This window comes from Bacillus sp. Marseille-Q1617 (assembly GCF_903645295.1).
Taxonomy (GTDB): Bacteria; Bacillota; Bacilli; order Bacillales; family Bacillaceae_B; genus Rossellomorea.
Genome location: NZ_CAHJXM010000003.1, coordinates 112,488 through 136,678, shown reverse-complemented (window position 1 = coordinate 136,678; position 24,191 = coordinate 112,488). Strand labels below are relative to the sequence as shown.

At 45.7% G+C, this 24,191-nt stretch carries 26 protein-coding genes and 1 other annotated feature; of the genes, 2 read left to right on the top strand and 24 right to left on the bottom strand.

Features of this window, described 5'->3' with window-relative positions; genetic code table 11:
- Positions 1–12 precede the first annotated feature (12 nt).
- The 10 genes from HWX64_RS17895 to nadB form a co-directional block, all read right to left on the bottom strand.
- Positions 13–219: a DUF2905 domain-containing protein gene (locus tag HWX64_RS17895; RefSeq protein WP_175990897.1), complete on the bottom strand. Its 207-nt coding sequence runs from the start codon at positions 217–219 to the stop codon at positions 13–15.
- Positions 216–1,217, bottom strand: coding sequence for a Holliday junction branch migration DNA helicase RuvB (gene ruvB, locus HWX64_RS17890; RefSeq protein ID WP_175990896.1), 1,002 nt, complete (start codon positions 1,215–1,217; stop codon positions 216–218). The genes HWX64_RS17895 and ruvB overlap by 4 nt, the downstream gene beginning before the upstream one ends.
- Before the next feature lie 26 nt (positions 1,218–1,243).
- Positions 1,244–1,858: a Holliday junction branch migration protein RuvA gene (gene ruvA / locus HWX64_RS17885; protein WP_175990895.1), complete on the bottom strand. Its 615-nt coding sequence runs from the start codon at positions 1,856–1,858 to the stop codon at positions 1,244–1,246.
- 600 nt (positions 1,859–2,458) lie between these two features.
- Positions 2,459–3,001, bottom strand: coding sequence for an intercompartmental signaling factor BofC (locus HWX64_RS17880; RefSeq protein ID WP_175990894.1), 543 nt, complete (start codon positions 2,999–3,001; stop codon positions 2,459–2,461).
- Positions 3,002–3,190: 189 nt separating this feature from the next.
- The gene (locus HWX64_RS17875) at positions 3,191–3,931 is read right to left on the bottom strand and encodes a YhcN/YlaJ family sporulation lipoprotein (RefSeq protein ID WP_175990893.1); all 741 of its coding nucleotides are present in this window, start codon (positions 3,929–3,931) and stop codon (positions 3,191–3,193) included.
- Between the two features lie 108 nt (positions 3,932–4,039).
- The gene (locus tag HWX64_RS17870) at positions 4,040–5,023 is read right to left on the bottom strand and encodes a phosphotransferase (RefSeq protein WP_175990892.1); all 984 of its coding nucleotides are present in this window, start codon (positions 5,021–5,023) and stop codon (positions 4,040–4,042) included.
- Positions 5,013–6,899 (bottom strand): SafA/ExsA family spore coat assembly protein, encoded by a 1,887-nt coding sequence (gene safA / locus HWX64_RS17865; RefSeq protein WP_175990891.1) that lies wholly within the window; start codon positions 6,897–6,899, stop codon positions 5,013–5,015. The genes HWX64_RS17870 and safA overlap by 11 nt, the downstream gene beginning before the upstream one ends.
- Positions 6,900–7,123: 224 nt before the next feature.
- Complete coding sequence (gene nadA / locus HWX64_RS17860) at positions 7,124–8,230, bottom strand: quinolinate synthase NadA (RefSeq protein WP_175990890.1); 1,107 nt, start codon at positions 8,228–8,230, stop codon at positions 7,124–7,126.
- Complete coding sequence (gene nadC / locus HWX64_RS17855) at positions 8,217–9,077, bottom strand: carboxylating nicotinate-nucleotide diphosphorylase (protein ID WP_175991577.1); 861 nt, start codon at positions 9,075–9,077, stop codon at positions 8,217–8,219. Before nadC ends, nadA begins: the two co-directional genes overlap by 14 nt.
- Positions 9,046–10,632 (bottom strand): L-aspartate oxidase, encoded by a 1,587-nt coding sequence (gene nadB, locus HWX64_RS17850; protein ID WP_254871207.1) that lies wholly within the window; start codon positions 10,630–10,632, stop codon positions 9,046–9,048. The genes nadC and nadB overlap by 32 nt, the downstream gene beginning before the upstream one ends.
- 239 nt (positions 10,633–10,871) lie before the next feature.
- Between nadB and HWX64_RS17845 the strand changes: the two genes are divergently transcribed.
- Positions 10,872–12,008, top strand: a complete 1,137-nt coding sequence (locus HWX64_RS17845; protein WP_175990889.1) for an IscS subfamily cysteine desulfurase — start codon at positions 10,872–10,874, stop codon at positions 12,006–12,008.
- A gap of 57 nt (positions 12,009–12,065) precedes the next feature.
- Positions 12,066–12,608 (top strand): transcription repressor NadR, encoded by a 543-nt coding sequence (locus HWX64_RS17840; protein WP_175990888.1) that lies wholly within the window; start codon positions 12,066–12,068, stop codon positions 12,606–12,608.
- A gap of 303 nt (positions 12,609–12,911) precedes the next feature.
- Here the strand turns inward: HWX64_RS17840 and pheA are convergent, their stop codons facing one another.
- The 14 genes from pheA to mreC all read right to left on the bottom strand — a co-directional run bounded on the left by pheA (position 12,912) and on the right by mreC (position 24,073).
- Positions 12,912–13,763 (bottom strand): prephenate dehydratase, encoded by an 852-nt coding sequence (gene pheA, locus HWX64_RS17835; RefSeq protein ID WP_175990887.1) that lies wholly within the window; start codon positions 13,761–13,763, stop codon positions 12,912–12,914.
- A 131-nt stretch (positions 13,764–13,894) separates the two neighbouring features.
- Positions 13,895–14,350, bottom strand: a complete 456-nt coding sequence (locus tag HWX64_RS17830) for an ACT domain-containing protein (protein WP_175990886.1) — start codon at positions 14,348–14,350, stop codon at positions 13,895–13,897.
- A 26-nt stretch (positions 14,351–14,376) separates the two neighbouring features.
- Complete coding sequence (gene obgE / locus HWX64_RS17825; RefSeq protein WP_175990885.1) at positions 14,377–15,666, bottom strand: GTPase ObgE; 1,290 nt, start codon at positions 15,664–15,666, stop codon at positions 14,377–14,379.
- A 52-nt stretch (positions 15,667–15,718) separates the two neighbouring features.
- Entirely contained in the window at positions 15,719–16,252 is a 534-nt protein-coding gene (locus HWX64_RS17820) for a Spo0B C-terminal domain-containing protein (RefSeq protein ID WP_175990884.1), read from the bottom strand.
- Positions 16,253–16,471: 219 nt separating this feature from the next.
- The gene (gene rpmA, locus HWX64_RS17815; RefSeq protein ID WP_032087495.1) at positions 16,472–16,762 is read right to left on the bottom strand and encodes a 50S ribosomal protein L27; all 291 of its coding nucleotides are present in this window, start codon (positions 16,760–16,762) and stop codon (positions 16,472–16,474) included.
- 12 nt (positions 16,763–16,774) lie between these two features.
- A complete protein-coding gene (locus tag HWX64_RS17810; protein WP_175990883.1) occupies positions 16,775–17,107 on the bottom strand; it encodes a ribosomal-processing cysteine protease Prp in 333 nt (110 codons plus the stop codon).
- Between the two features lie 11 nt (positions 17,108–17,118).
- Positions 17,119–17,427 carry a 50S ribosomal protein L21 gene (gene rplU, locus HWX64_RS17805; protein WP_172253646.1) on the bottom strand — a complete coding sequence of 103 codons (309 nt, stop codon included), beginning with the start codon at positions 17,425–17,427 and terminating at the stop codon, positions 17,119–17,121.
- Between the two features lie 13 nt (positions 17,428–17,440).
- Positions 17,441–17,519 (bottom strand) — a sequence feature (ribosomal protein L21 leader region).
- 67 nt (positions 17,520–17,586) lie between these two features.
- Entirely contained in the window at positions 17,587–19,032 is a 1,446-nt protein-coding gene (locus tag HWX64_RS17800; protein WP_175990882.1) for an Rne/Rng family ribonuclease, read from the bottom strand.
- 122 nt (positions 19,033–19,154) lie between these two features.
- Entirely contained in the window at positions 19,155–20,021 is an 867-nt protein-coding gene (locus tag HWX64_RS17795) for a M50 family metallopeptidase (protein ID WP_254871206.1), read from the bottom strand.
- On the bottom strand, positions 20,014–20,802 hold the full coding sequence (locus HWX64_RS17790) for a M23 family metallopeptidase (protein WP_175990881.1): 789 nt from the start codon (positions 20,800–20,802) through the stop codon (positions 20,014–20,016). Before HWX64_RS17790 ends, HWX64_RS17795 begins: the two co-directional genes overlap by 8 nt.
- A 255-nt stretch (positions 20,803–21,057) precedes the next feature.
- Complete coding sequence (gene minD / locus HWX64_RS17785) at positions 21,058–21,861, bottom strand: septum site-determining protein MinD (RefSeq protein WP_175990880.1); 804 nt, start codon at positions 21,859–21,861, stop codon at positions 21,058–21,060.
- Position 21,862: 1 nt separating this feature from the next.
- Positions 21,863–22,543, bottom strand: a complete 681-nt coding sequence (gene minC, locus HWX64_RS17780; RefSeq protein ID WP_175990879.1) for a septum site-determining protein MinC — start codon at positions 22,541–22,543, stop codon at positions 21,863–21,865.
- A 127-nt stretch (positions 22,544–22,670) separates the two neighbouring features.
- On the bottom strand, positions 22,671–23,192 hold the full coding sequence (mreD, locus tag HWX64_RS17775; protein WP_175990878.1) for a rod shape-determining protein MreD: 522 nt from the start codon (positions 23,190–23,192) through the stop codon (positions 22,671–22,673).
- A complete protein-coding gene (gene mreC / locus HWX64_RS17770; RefSeq protein WP_175990877.1) occupies positions 23,189–24,073 on the bottom strand; it encodes a rod shape-determining protein MreC in 885 nt (294 codons plus the stop codon). The genes mreD and mreC overlap by 4 nt, the downstream gene beginning before the upstream one ends.
- Positions 24,074–24,191 lie beyond the last annotated feature (118 nt).

The following is a 24,191-nucleotide window of genomic DNA, read 5'->3' as shown; positions in this document are numbered from 1 at the left end:
CACATATGAGGTCTATTTAAATCGTCCTATGATATAAAAGACAAGTGAAAGTATAACACTTAACAAAATAGAAGTCATAAGTGGAAAATAAAATGTTGTGTTTTCTTTTTTGATGACGATGTCACCAGGGAGTTTCCCTATTTTGATAAACTGCATCAGGAATCCGATGATCAATATGATTCCTCCGATGACCATCAACATCTTCGGCAGTCCTGTCACTTGGCCGGCACCTCCAGTTGAAAGTGTTCATATACAAGATGCGTAACGATCCTCCCCCTTGGAGTGCGCTGTAAGAAGCCGATCTGCAGCAAATAGGGTTCGTACACATCTTCGATCGTATGGGATTCTTCACCGATACTTGCAGCAATGGTATCAAGTCCGACAGGTCCTCCCCTGAAGCGTTCAATAATGCCGCGGAGCAGCTTATGATCGATATGATCGAGTCCCAGTTTATCGACTTGAAGAAGTTCGAGCGCTTCCCTTGAAAGCTCTGTGGTGATATCACCGTTCCCTTTGACCTGCGCAAAGTCCCTCACTCTGCGAAGCAATCTGTTCGCTATTCTCGGGGTTCCCCGTGAACGTCTCGCAAGCTCAACTGATGCGGTCGCTTCGATCTTCGTATTCAGTATCGCCGCCGTTCTCTGAACAATTTCATTTAATTGCTCTTCATTATAGTATTCCAAACGGCACAAAACTCCAAACCTGTCCCTGAGCGGTGCTGAAAGAGCACCTGCCCGCGTCGTGGCTCCGACAAGCGTGAAAGGCGGAAGATCTAAGCGGACGGACCTGGCACTTGGGCCATTGCCGATCACGATATCAAGGCAGAAATCTTCCATGGCGGGATATAATACCTCTTCAATTGCACGGGGGAGCCTGTGAATTTCATCAATAAACAGTACATCACCCGGCTCCAGTGCTGTAAGGACAGCGGCAAGATCCCCCGGCCTTTCGATTGCCGGTCCGGACGTCGTCCGCAGATTCACACCCATCTCATTGGCTATGACCGCTGCCAGGGTCGTCTTCCCCAATCCCGGCGGCCCGTAAAGAAGAACATGATCCAAGGTTTCCTGGCGCATTTTTGCCGCTTCGATAAACACTTCCAGATTGTTTTTCACTTTGTCCTGACCGATATATTGTTTTATCGTCTGAGGTCTCAATGAATACTCGAAGGAATCCTCATTGAATTCAGATTCACCTGATACAATTCTTTCTTCCATCCAGCCTTCCTCCTTTCTTGAAATCTTTATTTAAGCAGCAGCTGAAGGGCTTTCCGGATGATTTCATCCGCCGATAAGCCTTGCCCTTTTAGTTTTGGTGTCACCTTCTTGATCTCCCTGTCCGAATAACCAAGGGCCTTAAGAGCAAGGATCCCCTCTTCAAATGCTTCATCTTTATCTGATGATCCTGTTTGAGTTCCTTCATGTTCATTGAACAGATTCGGGAAGTAATCCGGTACGACATCCTGGAGTTTGCCTTTCAAGTCAAGGATCATCTGGCGGGCAGTTTTCTTCCCGACCCCCGGAAACTTTGTCAGAAAGCTTTCATTTTCTTCTTCGATCGCGGAAATGACCTGCTGCGGGGCACCCGATGCCAAAATGGCCAAAGCACCCTTGGGACCGATTCCTGATACATTCAATAATTTCATAAATAATAATTTTTCTTCCAATGCGAGAAACCCATAAAGAGCAATGAGATCTTCCCGCACATGCTGATATGTAAAAATCTGCATCTCTTGATTTTGGTATTTTGAATAAAGAAATGGATTGGCCGTATAGAGCTGATAGCCGATCCCGTTATTTTCTACTACTACATACTCGGGACCCACCTGGCTTACAGTCCCTTTTATATATTCATACATTGAGTTCTCTCCCTGTCTATAAAAGCGGAGGCGGTTCGTTCAGCCGGCAGGAAATGGCCTGACGCTATGGACATACGCCACCTATCTTAAATATTCATTGTATCACATGTTTCAGCATAAGAGCGGAAAATCGCGCCTCTCAGCGAAACATCTGTTCTTATTTTATCAAAGATTTACTGATTGTGAATGCAAATTGGGAAAGGAATATATATTTTGTTGGTTCCAGCTGTTGATTGTAGTTAAAGACGGATATTTCTTTCTTCCGATGAGGTTGTGGCTAGTAATCGACAGTTCGCCCTTATAATAGGGATAGCGCCCTTAAATTGATAATTTCGCCCAAATAATCAAAATTTCGCCCTTATGTAAAGAATACCGCCCTTAAACAAAAAAAACACCCCCGTCCGCACCTGCTATACCCTCTATGTCAGCCTTAAAAATTGAGTATTTATGTACCTCTACAATCTTTTATAGTGCCTCCTTATCATAATTATGTGGTCCTATATACAAAAAACAACCAGAATTCCGTCCCATTCTGGTTGTTTAATTTAATATAGTATATTAAGTTTTTAACTTTACCCGTGATGCAACTTTAAACGCTCTTCATTCCGGCACAGAATACTGTTTAAAACTTTCCAAAACTTCTTCGAATTTCTGCTTGGACTTCACAGGGATACCTTTTAGTAAAGTCTCATGACTGTTACTTTCAAGCTTTTCGACATCAATCTGAAAAAAAGATTGTATGATCTCTGCCTGGCCGGGTTTTCCATTAAAGATGGACAGAACCCCATTTTCTGATATGCCGAAATAGCCGTTCGTTTTTAACAATGGCGAAATATCGTCCACTTGTTTTTGAAAAACGACTTCCTCCTCGGTCATATCAATCAGCTGCCAGTCAGCATAGGCTGCCCAGAAATCTTCCATACTCCAGATTGTCTCCTGGACAATTTCTTCACTGATTTCCCCATCCAGGTACACTCTTTCCAATTTCACTGTAACAGTATGCGCTGAAACCACATCAACCGGGTCTTCCTGCTGAACGTTTTCTCGATCGGCGGCCTGTTTTTCTTCTGTATAAAAGAAAGTGAAATAAAATGCACCAAAAAGCAGCATTACCATAAACACGATTCGAATCTTCATCGTCATCGTGATCACCTCGTACTCGTTTAATGTCGTACTTCAAGGCTCTTTACGGATAAAATAACCGAAGCCTTCTTCAATAACTAGTGTTGCCAAACCCTGCTAAGAATATCCAATATCATTTACTTTTTTTGTCTGCCTGCCCAAACAAAAAAAGATCACCAAAAGAGGGATACTCTTTTAGTGACCTTTATTTCAATCATTATTCTTTAGGGCCTTGAACATATTGTCGATATCTAAGTTGATCCCTTCAAACGGCCCGCCGTCACGCAGGTCATTATCGATATTTCTGACTCGGCTGAACGTTCCTTCGTCGGCAACAACCTTTACTGAACGGCCGTTAAGATATGGTTTAACAGCTTTCTTAATTTTTGCTTTTGTTTCTTCTTCTTTGTCTCTGCTGTGATCTTGGAGTTCAACTGCTATCAGCACATCCGTACCGTAGGCAACTGCACGGACATCACTTACGTTATCCACTTTACCGGTAACCTCCCCAATTTTCTCGGCAAGGTCCCCTTCGTAAGCAGTGTAGTAAGATCTGTTGGCTTTTCGGGTATTATCATCTAAATGACCATGATAATTTGCATCTCCATGACTGGCACGGCCATCCTGTTCAAGGAAGCTTTTATCATAATTCGCCAGTGGAGCGGAAGGGTTCCTTGGATTTCCGTTTTCGTCCTTGACTTGAAGGTATTCACGTTTTTTCTGGCGGATATCCTGTCCTTCCCTGCCAATCGGCGAATGGTCATACATTTCGGTCAGTGGACCATCCCTCTCGTCCCGCTCATCTCCACCGTGGCCTTCGTTGGAGTAGAAACCGAGTGGTTCATAGGAATCTGTATACCGGTTCTGAGCTTCTTCTTCACCTGTATTACAAGCTGCCAGACCCATCGTCATGACGGCTGCCAATGGTACCATGAATAATTTTTTATTCAATGGTGCTTCCTCCTTCAACCCGCTGATTGAGCATATTACATGCTCATCATTAGGTTGTGAAAGTGCGGCAGTCTTCATTCCTTCAAGTAGTTGGAGACTTCTCCTACATTATGGATTAAGGAGACGGTTCATTTCATGATGCACCTCTTGAGAAAATTGCATTCTTTGTGGGAATTGATGGATGGTCAAATGAATGAGATAGTTCCATGCCCTCTGTTTATAATTGTAATCTTCCCTGAGGAATCGATTCCACTCCCTGAAAATATCTGTAGGGTATAGTAATCCCACGTAAAAGATGAGCTGATTGAGATAAGGGTGATAAACATTCAATTGTTTTATTTCATTCAGCGACCAATCGATAAACGGGAGGATGCGGTTACAAAATTGCAAGTCATCCATTAAAGGCGTAGAGAAAGCAATCAAATCGAAATCGATCAAATAGACATTCCCGTTTTTACCTCTTAAAAAATTGTGATGCGCTACGTCCCCGTGTGTAATGCATACAGGCTTCTCCATCATGCCCAGTACTTCCAGCTGTTCAACAGCGCGCTTTCCCCATTCCAAATAAGTATAGAGATAATATGGCTGGATGAATGATTGAAGAAAGGGGATATTATGTTCAAATTGATTCAATCGTTTTTTCCACTTCTTCAACCACTTGTATCTTGGAAGTTCATCCAGCCATTTACCTTGCATTTTCCCGGTGCAGGCATGAAATTTTTTTAACACAATTAATACGTCCATCCTGTCTTGTGTATTTCCATAGTTGATTGGTTCACCGGTCTCAAGCCAAATCGTCAATCCGATTGGATGACCTTCGAATATGAGCATCTCTCTTTGATGTATCGGGTGAAACTGAAGGACATGAGGGAAATTCTGCTGTACTAACATCCGAACCAACGTTTCCTGCATGATAAACCTGCTCTGGCTGGAATATTTTTTGACAAACCACTTTCTTCCATTACTATATAAAACCCATTTACCTTCTTTTAATTTCTTCAGGGATGCGGATGAATCATTTAATTTGTATTTTAAAAAAGAAAGGAGACGATACGTATAATCGTCTCCTCCCGGGTGGATATCAGCTGTCAAGATCATCATCTTGGAAGTTTGGCATGGAGAATGCTCTTGGTCCAAACATCCCTTGACCCATCGGCATCCCCTGACCCGGCATTCCAGGACCATACCCGTATGGAGCCTGCATTCCTTGTGGCATCGCACCATATCCCTTAGGTCCTCCGCAGCCGCAGTCATCTTTATCGGCAGCGCCCATTACTCCGGATGGTTGACCCATCGGCGATTGCGCTCCCATCACTCCGGACGGCTGACCCATTGGCCATTGCGCTCCCATCACCCCGGACGGCTGACCCATCGGCGATTGCGCTCCCATTACTCCGGACGGCTGACCCATTGGCGATTGGGCTCCCATCACCCCGGACGGCTGACCCATTGGCCATTGCGCTCCCATCACCCCGGACGGCTGAGCCATCGGCGATTGCGCTCCCATCACTCCGGACGGCTGACCCATCGGCGATTGCGCTCCCATCACTCCGGATGGCTGACCCATTGGCGATTGGGCTCCCATCACCCCGGATGGCTGACCCATCGGCCATTGTCCTGAAGAAGGTGACTCATCCATCGCTCCTTGAACCTGACCTGGCCACATCGGCTGACCATGCATGCCCCCAGGGAATCCTGATCCCGGCATGACCGGGGATACCGGGTAGCAATTATCATACGGCATCCATTGACCTGGAGCTGTTTGTGAAGGCATTTGAACAGTAGGATATCCATCTTCGTCATCCATAGCACCCATCACGCCGGATGGTTGACCCATTGGTGACTGGGCTCCCATCACGCCGGACGGCTGACCCATCGGCCATTGGGCTCCCATTACTCCGGACGGCTGACCCATCGGTGACTGGGCTCCCATTACTCCGGATGGCTGACCCATCGGCCATTGTGCCCCCATCACGCCGGACGGCTGACCCATCGGTGACTGTGCCCCCATCACTCCGGATGGCTGACCCATTGGTGACTGGGCTCCCATCACTCCGGACGGCTGACCCATCGGACTTTGATGCGGCATGTATGGCATCATTGAAGATTCATCATCATAGCCCATTCCAGGCATCATTGGCATTTGCTGCATTCCAGGCATCATCGCACCTTGGACCTGACCTCCCGGCCCCATCGGCATTCCATAACCAGGCTGCATTCCTCCATGAGGTCCGCCGAATCCGGATCCTGGCATTACTGGTGATACAGGTACGCAATTATACGGGTTGAAATACATAGGCTGATTGTACCCTCCTTGTGGTTGTGCTGATTGTGCCGGTTGAGACGGCATTTGTAAGCTTTCATCATCATCATGAATTCCTTTTACATTGTTTTGCTTAGGTTTTTCTGCTTTAGGTGGTTTCATATCTTTGGCTTGTGGAAGAATGTTGGAAGGTTTAGGCGGCATTTTTGGTTGAGCTTTCGCTTTAGGTTGAGTTTTAGGCTGTGGTTTGGGCTGCGGTTTGGGCTGCTGGACCGGTTTTTGCATCGGTTTTTGCATAGGCTGCTGAATTTGCATATTCGCCATGTTCATCATGTAATAATTATTGATATCAATTTCCGGGATGACCGGCTTCGGCATCTTCGGAGTAAACGGTTTTTGTGCTTCCTTTGGCTTTTCTTCGGCAACAGGCTGCGTGATCGGCTTCTGCTCTTTAAAAGGATGCTCAGCTTTAGGCATCTCCTTCATCGGCATTTCTTTTTTAGGAGCTTCTTTAGATCCGAACTTTATCTGTGCTTCTTTTTTTACGGATCCCCCTGTTGTCGGAACTTTGATTTTCATACCCGGCATAATCATATCAGGGTTCGATAGCTGGGCATTCATCTGCTTTACCTCTTCGAAATTCACACCATATTTCTTGGCGATTTTCCAAAGAGTGTCCCCTTTTTGAACAATATGGATTTTCACTCTTTTTCCCTCCTCAGGCATAAGTCTATATATCCTATGACAAGATAGGCAAATTGCTAATCATCTACATAAAAACTTATGATTGGGCGAAAAAAAATATACCTCCCAACAGGTGCGAACACTCTTCTTTAAACAAAAAAGCAAGCAGAAAAAGATTTTTTCCCAACTGCTTGCTTTTACCATAAAATTTTTGAAGAGCGGTTTTCACATAAAAATGAGGGAATTTATGCCCTGGCTAACATTCGGTCTAATGCCAACGTGGCATTAGCAGCAATATCTTTCTCCACTTTTATTATATTGTGTGGTTTTTCCTTTATTATCTTTTCGAGCGACCAAAGCAAATGCGGCAAATCGATCCTGTTCATTGTCAGGCATGGACACATATAAGGATTGAGAGAAATGATTTGCTTGTCGGGATGCTGCCCGATCAGCCGTTTGACAAGGTTCATTTCTGTGCCTATTGCCCATGAAGAACCCTTTGGCGCATTCTTGATTGTGTCAATGATAAACTTTGTACTACCGTTCAAGTCTGATTTTTCAACGACTTCCCTGCGGCATTCAGGATGGACGATGATTTTCATTTCAGGGTGTGAACTGCGTACATGTTCGATGTTCTTTTCCGTGAAATTTTCATGAACGGAGCAGTGGCCCTTCCAAAGGATGATTTTAATACTCTTCAGTTCCCCCTCATAGATCAACTCATTCCGGATCGGGTCCCAAACGGCCATTTCACTCTTTGCAACCCCAAGGTCTGCAGCTGTGTTTCTTCCCAGATGCTGATCAGGAAGGAAAAGAATCCGTTCCTTCTCCCCCAATGCCCAGTCCACCATTTTGTGTGCGTTGGATGAAGTGACAGTCGCGCCGCCGTTTTTTCCGACAAAGCTTTTAATGGCGGCCGTTGAGTTGACATAGGTGAGGGGGATGATGGTATCTCCGAATAATCCCTGCAGGCTGGACCAGGCTTTTTCCGTTTGATAAATATCGGCCATATCCGCCATGGAGCAGCCTGCTCTCATGTCTGGTAAAATGACCTGCTGATATTCCTGGGTTAATATATCGGCCGTTTCTGCCATGAAGTGGACGCCGCAAAACACGATATAGTCCGCTTCCCGGTTTTCGGATGAGATTTGCGCAAGCTGCAGGGAATCACCCACAGCATCGGCGAATTGTATGACTTCATCTTTCTGATAATGATGCCCCGGTATAAAAAGTTTTTTCCCCAGAATTCTTTTGATTTCCCTTACCCGAATTTCCATTTCTTCTTTTGTAAGGGTGGTGATTGATTCAGGCAGGACGCCTGTTTCAACTGTCAGTTCTTCAAGTAATCCCATTATAGATTCCCTCCTGCCTTAATACTCTTGCGCTGATATCCAATGACTTCACTGAATGCGTCAGGTATCCGAGTGAAATGTACCCGACCCCTGTGTGGGCGTACTCTTTCAGATTCTCTTCCGTAATCCCCCCTGAAGCTTCCGTCACAACCTGAGGAGGGACGTGGTGGATCCACTCCTTTATTTGCCGGGGACTGCAATTGTCAAACATGATGATGTCTGCACCGCTGTCGACCGCCTCTATCAGACTCTCTTCACTTTCGATTTCCACTTCAATTTTCACTGTATGACCGCAGTGCTGTTTCGCTTTTTTTACGGCAGCGGCAATCGATCCTGCAAATGAAATATGGTTATCCTTCAACATGACGGCATCATACAGACCGTTTCGGTGATTGAAGCCTCCGCCTGTTCGCACAGCGTATTTCTCCAGCATCCTGAGCCCCGGCGTCGTCTTTCTGGTGTCGCAGATCCTCGCCCCGGTTCCCTCCGTTTTCAGTACGGCACGGTGTACGGATGTCGCTATTCCGCTCATCCGCTGAATAAGATTCAATACCACCCTCTCACCCTGGAGAAGAGCCCTCATGCTCCCGCTCACCTTGGCAATCAGCTGCCCTTCTTTTACGTAATCTCCATCTTCAACGTGCACCTCGGCCGCTGCTTCCGGACTCAATAATGTGAACGTCGTTTCAATCACTTTCCTGCCGCAAAAAATCCCTTCTTCTTTTGACATTAAGTAGAACGTCCCTTTATCGCTTTCTGTAAATACACTTTCTGATGAAAGATCACCGTCACCGAGATCTTCTTTTAAAAATTCTTCAAGCATAGATTTCAATTTTATGTTGTTCATCATGTACCACCTTCAGTTGATGATTTTCATTTATTAAAAGAATCCTTCGTTTAAACCAATCTGTATTGTTTTCTGCAGGATAGTCCGAACGGATATGTCCGCCCCTGCTTTCCGTCCTCAAGAGGGCGGACTGTGTGATCATCATACTGACCACCCACATTAAGTATGTTTGGATCTCGTCTTGAGACAAACGATCGAGGTCTGCATTATATGGTAAGTATTGAGCCTTCAACCAGTTCAAATGATTCGTTAGACTTTGTTCATTCCGTATGATCCCAACATCCGTCATCATCCGCTCTTTAAGTTCAGCTGGGTCAAAAGTAATTTCCGGGGCCGTTCCTCTGGATTTCGAAACATGATAAGCTGCTGTGAAAGACGCGGCATTTTTTTTGGCAGTTATCAGATGATGTGCGAGTCTTTCTCCAAACACCAGACCTTCAAGCAGGGAGTTGGAGGCGAGCCGGTTCGCTCCATGCAATCCAGTACAGGCAACCTCCCCGATTGCATATAATCCATTGACCGTGGTTTTTCCTTCTTCATCTGTCACCACTCCCCCCATTGTGAAGTGGCACCCGGGAGTGACTGGAATTTTCCCATCTGATAAGGAGACATGATGGGTTTCACACATTTTGGTGATGGAAGGAAATTTCGTTTTAAACTCTTTTACAGGAGTGATATCAAGGTAGACCGTCTTCCCTTCATTCCGCTCACTGTTTATCTTCTCTGCCACGATATGTCGCGGGGCGAGCTCCAGCTGTGGATGCACCCCTTCCATGATTCTTTCTCCCCTATCATTGATAAGGAGGGCCCCCTCTCCCCGGACTGCTTCTGAAACGAGTCCGCCTGAAGTTGTGCCTAAAGACAGAAGAGTCGGGTGAAATTGAATGAATTCCATATCGGACAGCGCAGCCCCCGCCAGGAAAGCCAGTGCCATGCCGTCGCCCGTAACCGACGGTGCATTGCTGCTCAGTGAATAGATTGATCCCGCGCCTCCGGTGGAAAGCACCACATGAGGGGCAAAATAGTGATGGATGGAGCCGTCACTTTTCATTGTTTTCACCCCGCAGCAATGACCCCGTTCATTTCTCAAGAGTTCGCAGACCATTTCCTCCTGAACGAATCTGACTTTACCGGTAAGGGAATCCAATAAATAGTCAACGATGTATTTCCCTGTCTGATCACCGCCGCTGTGGAGGATGCGCGCGATACTGTGAGCTCCCTCCATCCCGAGTGCAAGGTCCCCATCGGCTTTCCTGTCAAAAGGAGCCCCGTCATTAATCAAGTATTCTATTATTCTTTTGCCATCCCTTATGACGTTCTTCACTACCTCTATGGACTGATGGTTGCAGCCTGCTGTCATCGTATCTCTTGTATGAAGCTCAATTTTATCAAGTATACCGATCGGTGCCGCAATCCCGCCCTGGGCAAGATACGAATTGCTGTCTTTCACTTTATTCTTTGTGATAATTATCACATTCAAATGCTCCTGAAGCTGACGGGCAAGCTGTAATGCCGCGATACCGCTTCCCACAATGATTACATCGGTGCTCATCATATTAAAATCCTCCTGATTATTTACAGGTGTCTTGACACATATATTTACACATTATTAAACTAATGACAAGAGTTTTTTTATAGATGGCTAATTTAATGGCTGCATTCACGCGTCTATACCAACTCACCCCCAGAGTGTCCGGAGTTGTGTACCATCAAAAAACGTGATGAAAACAGCAAGTTTTGTGTTAAGAGCCTTATAGATTGCTAACTTTGGAAAGTATAAAAGGAGAATGACAGATGCTTTATTTCGATTATGCGTCAACCACACCCGTCGATCCGGAGTGTTTACAGATTTATTCGAAAGTCAGTGAAGACTATTGGGGAAACGCCAGCAGCCTTCATGATACAGGAGGAAAAGCTCAGCTTCTTCTTGAAAATTGCCGAACGAGGCTTGGAGGAGTACTCGGTGTCCCTCATGAGGGGATATCTTTCACTTCCGGTGGAACGGAAGGGAATCATCTGGCTCTTCTCTCACTGGCATTCAGTTATCAAAAGAAGGGAAGGGATATCATCATCAGCGGAGCTGAACACTCGTCCATTCAAAGTACTGCTGCTTTTCTGGAGAAGGCGGGATTCAGGGTAACAAAAATCCCTTATACTTCCGAAGGACTCATAAACCTTGAATGCCTGGAAGCGGCCATTACAGATCAAACGACGGTCGTCTCCGTCTGCCATGTTAATGGTGAAATCGGCACAATCCAGCCGATTCAAGAGATAAAGAAACTGCTGCAAGGCAAAGATATTTTATTACACAGTGATATGGTGCAATCCTTCGGCAAGCTTGATATTAAGGAAACTGCTTCGATCGTGGACAGCTTTACGATCTCATCTCATAAAATCTACGGTCCAAAAGGGACCGGTGCCGTCTATATTCATCCGCAATCCGATATCCATCCTTTCATGCCGCATCAGACGCATGAACATGGATTCAGGGGAGGCACCGTGAACCTCCCCGGGATTGCCGGTTTCGTGTCTGCGGCATTAAAAGCAAAACCAATTGAGGAACATCATCACTATACAGGGCTGCGAAACCATTTCTTCAAGACGATGCACAGCTCTTTAGGAGAACATTACACAGCCTATGGTGCCCCGGAGGCCAACCAGCTTCCTCATGTAATCGGAATGAGGATCAACGGCGTGGAAGGCCAGTGGCTCATGCTCGAGTGCAACCGGAGAGGCGTCCATATTTCAACGGGAAGTGCCTGTCAGACAGGGAAACATTCGATTCCAAAAACCTTGGATGCCATGGGAATTGGAGAAAGGGAAGGAAAAGAGTTCATCCGGATTTCCCTTGGACGGGACACAACCCGCGAACATATCGAAGAACTTGCAGAGGTCCTGTCACATATTCATCAGGAAGCATACATTTCTTAACTTGATGAAGCAGGTGTGATATGATTTCCTATATAAAAAAGTACGGAGGAGATAGCAGTGGCAGGGAAGAAAATACTTGGTGAAGAGAGAAGACAAGTCATTCTCGATCACCTCATAACAAAACAAGCCCCGATAACAGGAGGCGACCTTGCAAAGCTTGCCAATGTAAGCCGGCAGGTCATCGTCAGTGACATTACCCTGCTGAAGGCAAAAGGAGAGCCGATCATCGCTACGAGTCAGGGATACCTCTATATGCCAAGCTCGAATCGCGATTCGATGGTGGAACGGATCGTTGCCTGTCAGCACTCTCCGGACAGAGCCGAAGAGGAACTGCTGCTACTGGTCGATCATGGCGTCACGGTGAAGGACGTGAAAATCGAACATGGCGTTTATGGTGATCTGACAGCATCCATCATGGTCTCCAATCGGAAAGAAGTGGAACAATTTTTAACGAAAATCCAAAAAACCCAAGCGGCATATTTATCCGAATTAACGGACGGCGTGCATTTACATACGCTGATGGCCCACAATGAGGAAACATTGATTCATGCAGAAAACGCACTTAAGGAAGCTGGGTTTTTGATGAAGTCTTATAGCTGATCTGATGGAAGTACCCGGCCTGATTTAAGTACGGGTGCTTTTTGTATGGCTGGCCTCGGTGAGTACGGTTGGGTGTTTTGGGAAGGGGATGGATTCGGGTTCGCGCAAATATCTGGAATTTCGAGCATTTAAATAGATTCTTCGAGCAAATATCTGAGAGCATCGAGCAAAAACTTTTTTCAGTCTCCTTTTTCACTTACAAATACCCCTGCATCATGCACCCGGAGACGAAATGCTTTTGAATGATTCCTGGTTATGAAAAAAAGACAGCTCCTTTTCTCAAAAAGGGGCTGTCTTTTCCATTTATTTATCCAGCAAATAAGATGAGTACGTCCCGATCATCTTCACTTCACAGCCGAGCGCCTCCATCTCGCTGATTGCTCCCGGAAGCAGCACCTCGTCCATTCCATGAGCAACGTCAATCAAGAAGAAATAGTCACCCAGACCGGTCTTTAAGGGCCTTGATTCGATTTTGCTTAAATTCAGCTGTCTCCAGGCAAACGTGGAGAGAACCTGGTGGAGAGCTCCGGAACGATCTTTTGGTAGGGTCACCATGAGCGTCGTTTTGTCTGACGTTTTATTATGGTCAATCGTAAGCGCATTACTCTGCTTATGCAGTACAATGAAACGTGTGTGATTATAGGCAAAGTCATGGATACTCTCATCGATGATCGTTAATCCGTACTCGTGTGCGGCCAGTTCATTCCCGATGGCCGCCAGCTTTTCCTCGGGGTGCTCGCTCACGTATTTGGCTGCAGCCGCGGTTGAGGTCGTCTGCTCCAGCGGAGTCCCGCGATAATGGTGATGAAGAAATTTATGGCACTGAGCCAGTGCATGGGAATGCGAAAGGATCTTCTCTACCTTGCTTTCACTGCCTCGGTGTTCTGGGTGCACCATCAAATGCTGCTGAATCGGAGAAGTAAGTTCAGCGACGATGGATAAGTCCGCTTCATGAAATAAATAATCCACCGTGATATGTACAGATCCCTCCAGTGCGTTTTCCAGGGGGACCACCGCATAATCGGCATCCTCTTCAATGACCGCTTCAATGCAATCTGGTATCGTCACGCATGGTACTTGTTGTTCTTCGGGAAAAGCCTTCTTCACGGCCAGGTCCGTGAAAGAAGCCTGAGGTCCTAGATAAGCAATTTTCAATTGGTCAACTTCCTCTCGGCAAATTTATTGAACATTCTAACATGTGATGAATGGTTTTGTATATACATCTTTTTAAAAAGTTATATTGCGAACATTTTAAATGTGTGGAGAGTGCTATCAAAAAAGAAGTGTCAGGCCCCTGAGCCCAACACTTCTACTTTCTCGACAAATTCCAGTCGTCTTAACCGTGCCAATAATTCTTCCAAGCCGACGGTAAGATCCGTCACATTCAGGGACAGCGTTACATTTGCTCTCCCCTGAAGCGGAATTGTCTGGTGAATGGTCAATATATTGCATCCGTGCTTCGCTGTTTCACTTAGAAGGTGTGACAGCGTTCCCGAGCGATCTTCAAGATGAAAGAATAACGTGATGATCCTTTCCTTCACGATTGTATGAAAAGGAAAGACTGTGTCACGGTATTTATAAAACGCACTCCGGCTCAAATCTACTCGATTCACGGCTTCCCATACCGAGTCAGCCTTTCCTCTTTCGATCAGTTCTTTGGCATCGAGCGTCTTTTTCATCGCTTCCGGCAGGACATCTTCACGGACCAGATAAAATTTACCGTCCTGAAATTTTTTTCCCAATGATTACTCCCCCAATATGACCAGGCTTAATCAACGAATTCAAATTCATATTTCAATAATCGGATCGTGTCGCCGTTTTCGGCACCGCGCTCGCGGAGTGCATCATCCACACCGTAAGAACGGAGCTGTCTTGCGAAACGTCTGACAGAATCCTCGCGGGAGAAGTCGGTCATCTTGAATAGACGTTCGATCTTCGCTCCGCTGACCACAAAGGTACCATCAGGATCACGCGTGATTTCGAAATCTCGCTGATCTTCTTCGTGTCTGTAAACGACACGATGAATACCTGTTTCCTCAACTTCTTCCGTAATCGGGAATTCTTCTGTGGTCTCCAGCTTATCAGCAACTGCAAATAACAGCTCTTTCAAGCCCTGCTGTGTAAATGCTGATATCGGAAATACAGGATAATCATCTTGAAGCTTTTCTTTAAACACTTCCAGATTTTCTTCCGCTTCCGGCATATCCATCTTGTTCGCCACGATGATTTGCGGGCGTTCCGTAAGGCGGAGATTATACTGCTTCAACTCTTCGTTGATCGTCAGATAATCTTCGTAAGGGTCGCGCCCTTCCATTCCGCTCATATCGATTACATGGACGATGACACGGGTCCTTTCGATGTGGCGAAGGAATTGATGGCCGAGCCCCACTCCTTCATGCGCCCCTTCGATCAATCCCGGCAGATCTGCCATGACAAAGCTTCTGCCATCAGCCGTTTCGACCATTCCGAGGTTCGGAACGATTGTCGTGAAGTGATACGAAGCGATCTTCGGTTTTGCTGCAGATACGACGGATAGCAATGTGGATTTCCCCACACTAGGGAATCCGACAAGTCCGACATCGGCAAGCAGTTTCAATTCCATGACGATATAGCGTTCCTGGCCCGGTTCACCTTTTTCGGAAAGCTCAGGTGCTGGGTTTGCTGGAGTCGCAAAACGCGAGTTGCCTCGTCCTCCGCGTCCGCCTTTTGTAATGACTGCGCGTTGTCCGTGCTGCGTTAAGTCAGCAATCGTTTCGCCGGTATCATCGTCTTTCACGACCGTGCCCGGCGGCACCTTGACAACCATATCCTCAGCATTTCTTCCATGCTGATTCTTACTCATGCCGTGCTCCCCGCGCGGCGCCTTGAAATGGCGCTGATAACGGAAATCCATCAGCGTTCTGAGACCTTCGTCCACTTCAAACACGACATCTGCACCATGACCGCCGTCCCCGCCTGCAGGGCCGCCTTTCGGTACATATTTTTCACGGCGGAAAGCAACCATTCCGTTACCGCCGTCTCCGCCTTTTGTATAGATCTTGACCTGATCGACAAACATACTTTCACTCCTAACTTATCCATCATGTTGACATCATTATGTACATTCAATGTTATTCAACAGAAAGATGAATCACAAATGCTTCTTTTTGAAGCAGTTCTATTTCTATATTTTGTCCGTTACTTTGTTTTTTCTTTATCCATTCTTCCAAAACATTCGTCTCTTTTAGTATACCTGTGAAATCAAATATAAAACGGGGATGTTCTTCAGAAAAGTTGATGATTAATGAGAGATGGTTTTCTGCGCTGGCCTCTGTATTGGCTTCAAGAAGTTCCATTACCTCTTTACATAAGGAAACGAGCTTTTGATCATGAAGCTTGTGCGTATACTCGGTCTGCCCCACTTCGAACTCCAGTTTCACCAAATGCGTGGTCCAGTTATATGTTAAAATCCATTCAGCCAATAATGGAAGTTTTAGATTCGATAGCTTAGATTCATTTTGCGCCGTGAGAACCATGGTGTCTATGACTTGCTTCGCACGCTCGACTCGATTTAATTCAAGATTGCCCTTGATCAATTGAAGATCGTTCATCCAATCATGACGAGCATGTCTCAGTGCGTCCAAAATACCCCAATTTTCGCTCATATAATAACTCCTATACTTTAAGTGCTACTAGTTAGTATATCAAAGATAGGTATCCGAGTATATTGTTTATGAAAAAAGTGTCGAAAGGGCGGGGAATGGGCAGGGTTGCTGCTTGAGTGGTGCTGCATTTCCGGCCACTCGGAACGAGCCTTTCACCTCATTGGCAAAAAATAAAACTCTAACCGAAAGTCGGTTAGAGTTTTCGTTAAAGATATGCGATTAAGCTTCATTCGCAACAGGGTATACGCTCACTTTTTTCTTGTCACGACCCATGCGTTCGAAACGAACAACACCGTCTGTTTTAGCAAAAAGTGTATCGTCACCACCACGGCCAACGTTCAATCCTGGATAGATCTTTGTACCGCGTTGACGGTAAAGGATAGATCCGCCTGTAACCATTTGACCGTCTGCACGCTTAGCGCCAAGACGCTTAGCAATAGAGTCACGTCCGTTTTTAGTCGAACCTACTCCTTTTTTAGACGCGAAAAACTGAAGGTCTAATCTTAACATCTGTTCCACCTCCTACTTTTTGAAGGTTATTTTAATGAAATCACGATAGTCTCTTTCAATTGTCTGCAGGCTGATCACCATACCATTCAGCAGGAGCTGGACCTTCATATCCGTTTCTTCAGGCAAGCCGTCTGGAAAGACGCAGCTGAAATATCCCCCATCGGCAGATTGCTCGATATCGGGTTCTATTCCGGTCAATGACATAATGGCATTGACACTTCCGAATGAAACAGCAGAGGCACCGGCACATACGATATCCTGCCCATGTTCGGCAAAATCTGCATGACCGTCCATTGAGAAAGAACGAATCCTTCCGCCGGACTTCTCAACGTAAACGTTAATCATTCAATCACGCCTTACGCGTTGATTTCGTCAATTACAACTTTTGTGTAAGGTTGACGGTGACCTTGCTTACGACGGTAGTTCTTCTTAGGCTTGTACTTGAATACTACAAGCTTTTTCGCGCGGCCTTGTTTTTCAACTTTCGCTGTTACAGTAGCCCCATCCACTAATGGACTTCCTACTTTCACATCGTCGCCTCCAACGAAAAGAACCTTGTCGAATGTAACCGTATCACCTTCACCTGCGTTTAGCTTTTCGATGTAGATTGCTTGACCAGCTTCTACACGGATTTGCTTACCACCTGTTTCGATAATTGCGTACATAATCGCACCTCCTTAATAAACTCAGACTCGCCAATCACAGGTGCTGGATCACTCCACACTTTAAGACCTGTTCTGAGCGGTTGTAGCACGGGTGCTACAATCAATAACATTAGAATCCTATCACAATTTGAGAGGAGGTGTCAATATAAATCGAGAAATTCATATTAACTTTGTGATTTGATAAAAAGGATGTGAATGATCGATGACATGTAGATCAAGCTTCACCTTCAAAGCTTTCTCCAATCTTTTTAGATGATGCTTATCACTTCCGGCAAATACGTCGAGCACATCTTTCGTTCCCTCTATTATGATTTGTGATGTGTCTGTGCCCTGATATTCCCACAGCTCTCTCTCCAGTTGAAACGCTTTGCTTTCGGGACTAATGATCCGGCCGGTGCCGCTGCATACAGGACAAGGGACGGTTACATATTCATTTAATGAAGGCCTGGTCCTTTTTCTCGTCAGCTCCAGGACGCCAAGTGAAGTGAAGCCCAGGATGGTCGTGCGTTGTGAATCATCCTTAAGGGCATCTCTGAACGCTGATAACACTTCCTCCTGATGACTCTCTTTTTTCATATCAATGAAATCGATCAGGATGATGCCGCTGATGTTACGGAGGACCAGTTGCCTCGCCATTTCCAAGGCGGCCAATACGTTCGTCTTCAATACGGTCTGAGAAAGATCATCTTTGCCTGTGAATTTACCCGAATTGACGTCCACCACCGTAAGGGCTTCTGTCGATTCGATTAGCAGGAACGCCCCATTATCAAGCCACACCACTTTTTTCATCGCGTTTTTCCAAACAGACGAGACCCCAAAATGCTGAAAGATATTCTCTCTATCCTGATACAGTTCCATTCTCCATTTGCCGCTGTAATGAGCATCGATCCATCCTTTTATATGGTGGAAGGTCTCAGAGTCATCGACCACGACTTGTCCGCCTTCGCCTGTTTTCAATCGGTCAAAAAGATCTTTATAGAAGGCATCCTCTTTAAATAGAAGGGCGGGAGCTTTGCTTCTCCTGCTCAATCCCTCGAGATCCTGAAAACGGCTTCTCAATGTATTCAGCTCTTCAGTCAAAACGTCACTTTCAGCGCTTGAAGCATTGGTACGGAAGACTACCCCTTCCTCTTCGGTTTTCCATTCTTTCCCGAAACGTTTCAGATCCCGCCTTTTCGATTCATCGAGTTTTTTGGAAACGGCGATGTAATGTCCCTCCGGCATATAAACAAGATGCTCGCCCTTCAGTTCGATGACGGCAGACAATTTCGGACCTTTGGTTCCCACTGCATCTTTTGTTACCTGAACAAGGATTTTTTGGCCTTCATGTACACATTTCGCAATCGGCACAGCCGTATCGCCAGTGTGATAGGCTGCAACGTTCTGGGGAAAATCTTTTTCATGAAGATAACCGTTTTTATCCCCGCCGATATCCACGAATGCTGCACTAAGCCCTTTTTGTACCTTGACCACCTTGGCGTAATAAATATTTCCTGTCAGCGTTTCTTCCTGCGGCTGATACGTGTAAAGCCCGCCGACCTTCTGATCTTTACGCAGAACCCATCGTTTTTCTCTGCCTTTTCCGTGCACAATGATTTCTTCCACCGGAGGATCCCTCTTTTCTATATGAACACGTCATTTTTCTCGGACAAAAAGAAAAGGAATGACGCGGCGTCAAACCTTTGTGTATTTTCTATTATTCACTTTATACAGTCTCTCCCCATTCGTCAATAAAGGTAGAGAAGATCCTTTGTTTTTGCATTTGTCATTTTTTCAGCAAAGAAAGCATGAAGGAGTTCATATTCATCAAGCTTGCCGACTTCAGTACCCTTCTCAAGAACGACGAGCGGGTGCTTCACACCGCGATGAAATCGTTCCACTACCGTCAGAAGCGTGTCTTCTCCTTCGATCGGCAGAGGTCTCAAATCAGCGAATTGATGACTGTTCCCGTAATAACGCTCCAACAGGAACTTCATGAAGTTATACCTCCTCTGCTTCCAGTCCATCCATAATGAAAAATAAAGAAACGAAAGCACAATCCAGAGATTCAAATGAAGCGGGGCAATCACCAGGACCGCTAAGTGAAACAGGATAAGGAGTGAAAATGAACTGATCAGCGTCATTTCATATGCTTTCAAATAATTGAACCTGAGCGACAGCAATAATGAAATCAGCTTCCCGCCGTCAAGCGGCCAGATCGGCAGCAGATTAAACAGCAGGACCATAAGATTTAATTGAAGAAACAGCGTAAATAAGTCCCCGCTGATCAAACTTCCTTTCATCAAGAGCCATCCTGCCCCAACGAGCCAGACATGCTGAAGCGGCCCTGAAACAATCACCCAGAACTCCTCGCGAAGGGAGCGGTTGCCATGCTCATCCATTTCAGCAACTCCCCCAAAGGGCAGGAGCGCAATCCTTTTCACTCTCCACGAAAAATAGTGGGCGGTCACCCCATGGCCCAATTCGTGGATGGTGATGATCAGTAGCAGCATGATCAATTCAAGAAAATGAGCCGTCGCTATACCGATGGCCATGACAAGCCAGAGCAATGGATGAATATAGAGTTTCTTTACTGCCGAAGTAATATTAGTCAAATGATATCACCTGTATCGGGTCGATGAATTCATCACCCATTTTAATGGCAAAATAAAATTCCCCGGAGACATCGCTTTCCCCGCTCGTTGAAACCTTCCCGACTGCAGACCCTTTATCAACAAATTCATATTGATTCACTTCGATTGATTCGAGATGGCCGTACCATGATTCCGATTTATCTTCATGCTGGATGACAACGGTATTCCCGAGCTTATCCTTCTTTCCGGCAAAAATGATCAGCCCTCCCTTCATAGCGGCCACATCTTCGCCAAAACCGGTTTCAAGCATGATCCCCTGTCCATTCGTTTTAAAGTTCTCAACGACCTTGCCTGAAGCTGGCCGTGCATATTCTTTAGTGGTGTCGGCGGATGAAGAGTCTTTTTCCTCCGTCCCTCCAGGAAGCAAGGCAAGGGGTTTTCCGAATTGATCCTCATACCAGGACGAGATGGCGGCAAACTGAAATTCTGTCTCCATCGTACGGTTGACCACCGTTTTCGCTTCGTCGAAAACGGGTGAAGGACTTTTGAACATGATCGCAGTGATCAAAACCATGATGCCCGCACCCAAAATCTTCATCATGAAGGTCTCTTTTTTGAACAACGGATGAAACCCTTCCGGAGGTGGCCCGCCTTCAAAGCTTGAATACCGTTCTGCCCCGTATCGTTCTTCATCACTCGGCAGAAGATAAGAATTGTTTGGATAGCCGCGCTGCGTGGTCATCTTATTTGTTTTTTTTCTTTTCGCGATTCGCTTTCTTATTTCATCCGCTCGATTCCCCATGAACACCATTCCTTTTTCTAAGGTATTGTCCGGCTCCGCGCCAAACGAGCCTGTTCTATTCACATGCTACAATGTATGACTTGTCCGAAGGGATTATTCATGAAAGAAAACAAAATATATGGTGATGAGGGGAGTGGGTGCCTGGCACAAAGCGAATCATTTGTGCCTGGCTCAAAACACTTCATCCATATAAAAAAGACCTGTTCGGCATTCAAATGAACACTGATCAGGTCTCTTTCGGTTTCTATAAATCTATTAAGCTTTAACGCCGAAAAGTTTTTTGATTTTCGAGAACATGCCTGGTTTACTTTCTTCAAGCGATTGAAGAGGGACGGATTCCCCCAGGATACGCCTTGCTATATTCCGATACGCAATCGAAGCTTTGCTGGTGGAATCAAGGGCGATTGGTTCTCCTTTATTGGAGGACTTGATGACATTGTCATCGTCCGCGACAATCCCGAGCAGGTCGATTGACAGATGTGCAGTGATTTCGTCTACATCCAGCGCCTCACCATTTTTCATCATATGGCTTCGGATGCGGTTGATGATCAGTTTAGGCGGTTCGATGTCCTCTTTCTCAAGCAGTCCGATGATGCGGTCTGCATCACGCACTGCGGAGATTTCCGGAGTTGTGACGACGATTGCACGGTCCGCTCCCGCTACCGCATTCTTGTAGCCCTGTTCGATTCCTGCCGGACAGTCGATGATGATGTAATCATAATCCTGTTTTAGATCCAGGACCAGTTTCTTCATCTGTTCAGGATTCACCGCTGACTTATCACTTGTCTGTGCGGCTGGCAGAAGGAACAATTTGTCTTCAAACCGCTTATCCTTCACAAGCGCCTGATGAATTTTGCAGCGCCCTTCCACGACATCGACTAAATCATAAATGATTCGGTTTTCGAGGCCCATGACCACATCGAGGTTTCTGAGACCGATATCCGTATCAATCAGACAGACTTTCTTGCCTTGTAGAGCTAATGCTGTACCAACATTGGCAGAAGTAGTCGTCTTACCCACTCCACCTTTACCTGAAGTAACAACTATGGCTTCACCCACATTAGCTTCCTCCTTTAAAACTCGTAATATTTGGTCTAAGATGCTTTAATACCTGAAGACGGTCAACCACGATCTGCCCGTGCTCATCAATGTAAGCACATTCCATATCATGCTGATCTTCATCGAGCGGCTGATCAGGGGCTCGATTCACACAGTCGGCGATACGAAGCTGTGTGGGGAGCATTTTCGAAGCGACGATGACCGCTTCTTCTTTCCCTGTGCACCCTGCATGGGCAATTCCTTTCAAAGCACCTAATATGTAGATATTCCCTCCTGCAAGGATCCTTCCCCCAGGGTTCACATCCCCCACGATCAGGAGATCCCCCGGTGTTTCAATCACTTGACCTGAGCGAATGACACCCGTTAAGGTTTCTATATTTCTTTCATTCATTAATTTCTCTGCTTCATTTTTTGTGACGACATTACTCCATACTTCATTTACTACGAGATTGCGTTTTTGCCTGACAATTTCCTTCAGCTCTTCAACTTGATCTTCTGTCAGATAACGGTTCCCCGTTTGGATATTTACAGTGAGCAAAGGGGTTCCCTCAGTTTCACGGTAATGTGCTGACAGCTTTTCGTCCAACTCTTTCTTAAGTTCATCAAACGAACATTGATCATTGAGATGAAGGGTGAGTCCTTCTTTAGTACCCTTGATCATTACATTTGGTTTCTTTTTCATGGCGCAATTTTTCACCTCAGTCGTCTATAAATTCGACATAAGCATGGTTATATCCTTTTTTCATAGGACAATTTTCGCGAATATCAAGCACAAATACGAATTCTCTTTTTCTTTCAAAATCCTTCTATCAATCTTCAAGAAGCTGCTTCTGTTTCCGTTGCAGAAACACTTTGAAGGGATAGGCAAAGATAATATAAAAAATCGCGTTCAGCGCGAGTGTCGGCCACAGGCGCAAATCGGCAAACTGAATGATCGTCATATCTGTGCGCTGTATGATGACATTGATTTGATAGACAAGGAACTCAAGCACCGACAGATTCACCAGTACAATAAGTGCGAACACGAACAAATTATTATGCAGGACCTTCATCATGGCATGCGCAAGAAAAACGACGAATGGAAAGAATACTAAATAAATCCCGTTGATTTCCGTGTAATAGATATCAAAAAGGAAGCCAAAGATGAATCCGTATAATAAGGCGGTTTTATATTGAAAGAAACCACATATAAATAGGATGAAAATGATCAGGAAATGAGGCACCAGAATACGCTGATCGATCATTTCCAAGTTGGGAAAAAGAATGACAAAAAGACTTTCACTGTAAAAGATAAGAAGGGTCACTAAAGGAAGGATGAGCCTGTTGATCATTGCTCTTCCTCCCCGCTATCCTCTTCCGGCGGTGCCTCGGTGACACCCTTCATTTCACGGTCGATCACCATCACATGCTCCAAATGATAGAAATCTGCTGCCGGTTTGACATGTGCTGTTTGTGTCAGGCCATATTGATCCGGCTTCACTTCTTTTACTTCACCGACTACCAGCCCTTTAGGAAATACCCCGCCCAGTCCCGAAGTGATGACCTTGGATCCTTTTTCCACTTTCAAGTCATTCGGAATCCGTTTTACCAGGATCTCTTTTTTATCACTGTCATAACCTTCAATCCAGCCATTGATATCCTGTTTTCCTTGTATGACGGTGGAGATGCGGTTCTTCGTGTTGTTGGTAGAGATGAGCTCCACGGTTGATGAAAATTCATTCACACTTTTGACCTTTCCAATCAATCCGGCAGAAGAGATGACGGCCATATCGGATTTGATCCCGTTGACTTCACCTTTGTCGATCGTTATCAGCTCCTGCCATCTGTCAGGGTTTCTGGCAATGACCGTTGCTTGAATCGTATCATAGCTTCTTAAATCTTCTTTTTTCTCTAATACGCCTCTCAGCTCTTCATTATCCTGTTTAAGGTCCCTTACCTGCGTTTCAAGCTTGACGAGCTCGTCAAGGCGGGATTTCAGTTTTTCATTTTCTGTGTATGTATTTTGAAGATCTTTTACGTTTTCGATGACTCCGCCTGTATAATTGACAGGTTTGGAGATCAATGATTGTCCGAATCCTACCATATCTTTCACGAACTGCTCGGGCCAGCTGATGCTGTCTCTTTCACGTAACGAAAATCCAATCAATGCTACGAGAACGATGATGCTTACAAGCAGGATGATTAATCGTTTGTTCAGGAAGAATTGTGGCATGCTGTACACCTCAACCTTTATTAATTCTTAGCCTGTTAAATACCGCTGTTCATTACCGTGCAAGACTCCGCTTTCCGCGGGCGGCCGGTGAGCCACCTCGTCGCTGCGTAACTGCGGG

Bases quoted from the DNA above. Each gene is read 5' to 3' on its own strand.
- rplU (WP_172253646.1), bottom strand. From the start codon at position 17,427: ATGTACGCAATTATCGAAACAGGTGGTAAGCAAATCCGTGTAGAAGCT.
- nadA (WP_175990890.1), bottom strand. From the start codon at position 8,230: ATGGGATTACTTGAAGAACTGACAGTTGAAACAGGCGTCCTGCCTGAA.
- HWX64_RS17820 (WP_175990884.1), bottom strand. From the start codon at position 16,252: ATGAGCGAAAATTGGGGTATTTTGGACGCACTGAGACATGCTCGTCAT.
- mreD (WP_175990878.1), bottom strand. From the start codon at position 23,192: ATGATCAACAGGCTCATCCTTCCTTTAGTGACCCTTCTTATCTTTTAC.
- HWX64_RS17790 (WP_175990881.1), bottom strand. From the start codon at position 20,802: ATGGGGAATCGAGCGGATGAAATAAGAAAGCGAATCGCGAAAAGAAAA.
- obgE (WP_175990885.1), bottom strand. From the start codon at position 15,666: ATGTTTGTCGATCAGGTCAAGATCTATACAAAAGGCGGAGACGGCGGT.
- HWX64_RS17810 (WP_175990883.1), bottom strand. From the start codon at position 17,107: ATGATTAACGTTTACGTTGAGAAGTCCGGCGGAAGGATTCGTTCTTTC.
- nadC (WP_175991577.1), bottom strand. From the start codon at position 9,077: ATGAACAACATAAAATTGAAATCTATGCTTGAAGAATTTTTAAAAGAA.
- ruvB (WP_175990896.1), bottom strand. From the start codon at position 1,217: ATGGAAGAAAGAATTGTATCAGGTGAATCTGAATTCAATGAGGATTCC.
- minC (WP_175990879.1), bottom strand. From the start codon at position 22,543: ATGAAAAAGAAACCAAATGTAATGATCAAGGGTACTAAAGAAGGACTC.
- ruvA (WP_175990895.1), bottom strand. From the start codon at position 1,858: ATGTATGAATATATAAAAGGGACTGTAAGCCAGGTGGGTCCCGAGTAT.
- nadB (WP_254871207.1), bottom strand. From the start codon at position 10,632: ATGATGAGCACCGATGTAATCATTGTGGGAAGCGGTATCGCGGCATTA.
- HWX64_RS17880 (WP_175990894.1), bottom strand. From the start codon at position 3,001: ATGACGATGAAGATTCGAATCGTGTTTATGGTAATGCTGCTTTTTGGT.
- HWX64_RS17845 (WP_175990889.1), top strand. From the start codon at position 10,872: ATGCTTTATTTCGATTATGCGTCAACCACACCCGTCGATCCGGAGTGT.
- mreC (WP_175990877.1), bottom strand. From the start codon at position 24,073: ATGCCACAATTCTTCCTGAACAAACGATTAATCATCCTGCTTGTAAGC.
- rpmA (WP_032087495.1), bottom strand. From the start codon at position 16,762: ATGTTAAGATTAGACCTTCAGTTTTTCGCGTCTAAAAAAGGAGTAGGT.